Here is a 3,355-nt window from a genome sequence, read left to right as displayed (position 1 = left end):
TGATCGGTATGACCCCGTTTCGGGGCCCCGCACCAGGAAGCACTCCAATCGGCAATGACACTTTCCATGCCGCGCTCGCCAAAGACACGATCGATGCCGATCTGGTTCGACCAGGCTGCGACCCGCGCCTCGTCGCGCAGGATGTACTTCATCTGTCGACGTAACTCTTTGGGCGAATGACACCCGCCCGTGCCGACCCGCTTCACCACGCTTTGCGGCACCCGCAGCGCGTTCCAGGACATTACCGCAACTGCCCCGCCGGATGTGCCACGCCGACGGCCCGACGATACGCGCGCTTCGCCTGCCATGGCTGCAGACCGCCGCCCCACATGAGGCAGTATCTCGCCCAATACCGCCTGCTGGAGGGTGCGTGTTTCAGCCATCGCGCTGCCCCTCCCCAACGTCCCGAAGATCGGACACCCGGACGAAGGACCCGCGCAGCGAGGCCGCGCGCAAAGCCTGCACGGCCCGGGCAACCTCTTCAGCCCGGTCCGCAAGCCGACCGACCAGTGCCGCGTCGCGCGCGTTCCACCGCAGCTTGCCCGCATGGGCAAGCTTCAGCATCTGCACAAGATTGCGCGCCAAGGCATTGAGCTGATTGGCCGACGCCTTGAGCGCAGTGACCTCGTCCCGGCGAAACGCGACAATGCCGGATGACAGACGGATCATGTGCCGGAGCAGACCCGACGTGGTCATGCCCGTCTCAGCCACAAGCGCCTCGAATGCTTCGGCCTCACGGGCGGACACCCGAACCTGCAGCACGCGGCCCTTTGTGGTTCGATCCGTCACCACACCGCGCGCCCGCACGCGGGCGACAGTGGGCCGGGAGCAGCCAACACGCACGGCGATCTCCCCATCACCAAGCCCTTGAGCAGCGAGCCGGAGAACCTCCTGTCGGGCTATGGTGGAGAGGCGTTTGGACATGGGCGGCAAGATTTATCATTAGATAGTTTTTGTAAACACGAAAACTCTAATGAGTCGCCGTACAAGTTTTGTCATACACAACACCGTTCCTGTCAACGTCCCTTCGGTCCGTTGTCGCACCTTCGGTGATCAGCAGGCAGGGCCTTGGCCATGCCTGCTGTAAACCCCACGCGACAACGAACAGACCGAAGGGACACCGCCTCCCCCGCGCCGCGATCCGGGACCCCGGCCCGGATCCTGAACAGGCGCGGGAATGACGTCGGCGCAGCCGACACGATATCCCTTCATTGGCGTTGAATGCTCAAAGGGGTTCTCCCGGAAGGAGAAGAAGACCTTGTGGGATTGGAACGCCTGCGCAGCACCGTGCGTATTACGTCGGCGCTGATACGGATAGTCGATGGTCAGGTGACCCGACACCTCGAAGGCTGATGGCAGCATTAGGAAATTGCCACAACGACGCGATGGCGAAAAGGATGGACGCTGCAATGAGGGTCGGCGTGAGTGACCTGCTGACCGATTGACCGAACGCGTACGCAGATGATCGCCAAAACAGCACATCGCCTCAGCAGCTGCACATCTGTCTGACCCAAAGGTTGAACGCCTGTATCGCGCAAGGTGTGGACGCCATCCCGAGGCATCGCCATAACGGCGCAAAATATACGTTATGGAGTCGAAGAATGCTTGTTGTGACAGCCATCTCCGCAAAGGGCGGATCGGGAAAGACAACCCTCATTCAAATGCTTGCGTCCGCCATGCTGGCACGCGGCCGCCGTGTGCATGTCATGGATGCGGATGCTGACAAGCAGATCCTCGAATGGGAATCAAAAAGCGCGCGCGCCGACTTCGGTGATCTGCCACGCCTTCCATGGCCCACAGGCTTGACCGTGGCCGATGCCCCAGAGACCGTTGAAGGCCTTTACCACGCGCTGGATGGCTTTGAGGCTGAAGGTGTGGATCTGGTTCTGATCGACACCCGCCCCGGCGAGCACCCCGACACCGAAACACTGGCGCTGGCCTGCGACATGATCCTGGTGCCGGCCGTGCCGGTACAATCGGATTTCGTGGCGGCCCTGAAAACCCTGACATGGGTTATGCGCATGATCGAGACCCTCGGACCGGATGACCCCGCCCCGCTGTTTTCGGCGGTATTGATGAACGCGGACAAACGCGCGATCGATTTCGTGACCGCAGGCGATGATTTAGAGCGTGATGCAGCAAGACGCAGGGTTCACCGACAGGACCTCGAAGTCTTCGAGGTGATTTCAACCCTACCACTTCTGCCCACGCCGGTGCCCCATCTCGCCGCGATCCAGCGCATGCCGCTGACCGGACCACTGGAATATGTGCGGGACATTTATGAACAAGTTCTTCGTCATCGGTTGCAGGCGGGGCATCTTTCCTCAGCCCTGACACTGTGCGGCGATGTCCTTTGCGACATCGAGGCCATGGTGGACTCCGCCAATGGCTAGGAAGATTCCAAACCGGTCCGGGACCGCTGTCTCGAACGAAGACAGGCTGGCGCGGTCGCGGCAGTTCGCCACGAGCGCCACGAAATATGCCGTGTTCGATCAGAGTACGGCGGAAGCGGTCGCGACAGAAGGCCCAGCGGCAAATTCGATGGACAAGAAAGAACCCCGGAAAGGGGAGAAGGCAGCCTCGGCTGAAACGGCGCGCATCAACTCGGGGGTGTCTACTCAGCCGGTGGCGGATGATGCTTGCAGTACTCGCACCGAAGGGCAGTCTCGATCCTATTACGTGCGCATCGGGGCTGAGGATCAGGCACAGATTGATGCGCTGGCAGAACGATCTGGCCTTGACCCGGATTACATTCGGCGTGCCTTGATCAAAGTGGTTCGCGCCCGCATGCAAAACCTGCGCGACACCGCGACCTGGCATGAGGTTGCCTCCGCTGCACGACCACGCCTGTCCGAGTCCAAAGGCACTGGTGCCCCCTTTATGAAATCGATGATCAGGCTCGACGCCGCCCATGTGGCGGCGTTGCAGACAAGCATTGATGACCCGCTCAACGTCTATGGGGTGACGCAACTGTTATCCGCATTCGGCAAGGCGCTGCTGAACTCCGAGATCGAAGAGCTCGCTCAAAAGATCAGCGGCATCGAAGCCCGGGCAGCGCGTCCTGATCCAGCGTAAAGGCATCGCGTGCGGTCACGACAGCAATCTGACCGCCCGCCTCGATCATATCGATGAGCTGTGCCCATTCGGCAGGATCAGCATCTCGTTGCGTTGCGATCCCGTCCTGCACAGAAAAGGCAGCCTGCTCTCCGTTCGCCGCGAGAAAGACAATGCGTTGTGGCGCTTTGTCATCGCTGTGACGCGACAAAAAGTACGCATGGCTCTCGTTTGGGTTGTAGACACGGTCAGGATCGCAAACTAAGAGCAAGGTCCCGTCGTTTGCAGTCGCAGCATAGGT

General features: G+C 60.8%; 5 protein-coding genes. 2 read left to right on the top strand and 3 right to left on the bottom strand.

Going from position 1 to position 3,355, the window contains the following annotated elements:
• Both A8B82_RS23835 and A8B82_RS02870 read right to left on the bottom strand, forming a co-directional pair.
• Positions 1 to 383 (bottom strand): hypothetical protein (locus A8B82_RS23835; RefSeq protein WP_138069652.1); only part of this gene is annotated, 383 nt, incomplete at its 3' end.
• Positions 376 to 924: a helix-turn-helix domain-containing protein gene (locus tag A8B82_RS02870; RefSeq protein ID WP_138069651.1), complete on the bottom strand. Its 549-nt coding sequence runs from the start codon at positions 922 to 924 to the stop codon at positions 376 to 378. The genes A8B82_RS02870 and A8B82_RS23835, both read right to left, overlap by 8 nt.
• A 677-nt stretch (positions 925 to 1,601) precedes the next feature.
• On the opposite strand from A8B82_RS02870, the gene A8B82_RS02865 reads away from it, so the two are divergent.
• Both A8B82_RS02865 and A8B82_RS02860 read left to right on the top strand, forming a co-directional pair.
• On the top strand, positions 1,602 to 2,393 hold the full coding sequence (locus tag A8B82_RS02865) for an AAA family ATPase (protein WP_067287986.1): 792 nt from the start codon (positions 1,602 to 1,604) through the stop codon (positions 2,391 to 2,393).
• 148 nt (positions 2,394 to 2,541) lie between these two features.
• On the top strand, positions 2,542 to 3,075 hold the full coding sequence (locus tag A8B82_RS02860; RefSeq protein ID WP_138069650.1) for a hypothetical protein: 534 nt from the start codon (positions 2,542 to 2,544) through the stop codon (positions 3,073 to 3,075).
• Here the strand turns inward: A8B82_RS02860 and A8B82_RS24130 are convergent.
• The coding region (locus tag A8B82_RS24130; protein WP_161489410.1) for a hypothetical protein at positions 3,032 to 3,355 on the bottom strand (324 nt) is incomplete at its 5' end. The two genes, A8B82_RS02860 and A8B82_RS24130, sit on opposite strands and share 44 nt — an antisense overlap.

This window comes from Sulfitobacter sp. EhC04 (genome assembly GCF_001650875.1).
In the GTDB taxonomy this organism is placed as follows: Bacteria; Pseudomonadota; Alphaproteobacteria; order Rhodobacterales; family Rhodobacteraceae; genus Sulfitobacter.
This window is presented reverse-complemented; position numbering and strand designations above follow the sequence as displayed.

What these genes read in the sequence shown, in the direction of transcription:
- A8B82_RS02860 (WP_138069650.1), top strand. Translation starts at nt 2,542, where the DNA reads ATGGACAAGAAAGAACCCCGGAAAGGGGAGAAGGCAGCCTCGGCTGAA.
- A8B82_RS02865 (WP_067287986.1), top strand. Translation starts at nt 1,602, where the DNA reads ATGCTTGTTGTGACAGCCATCTCCGCAAAGGGCGGATCGGGAAAGACA.
- A8B82_RS02870 (WP_138069651.1), bottom strand. Translation starts at nt 924, where the DNA reads ATGTCCAAACGCCTCTCCACCATAGCCCGACAGGAGGTTCTCCGGCTC.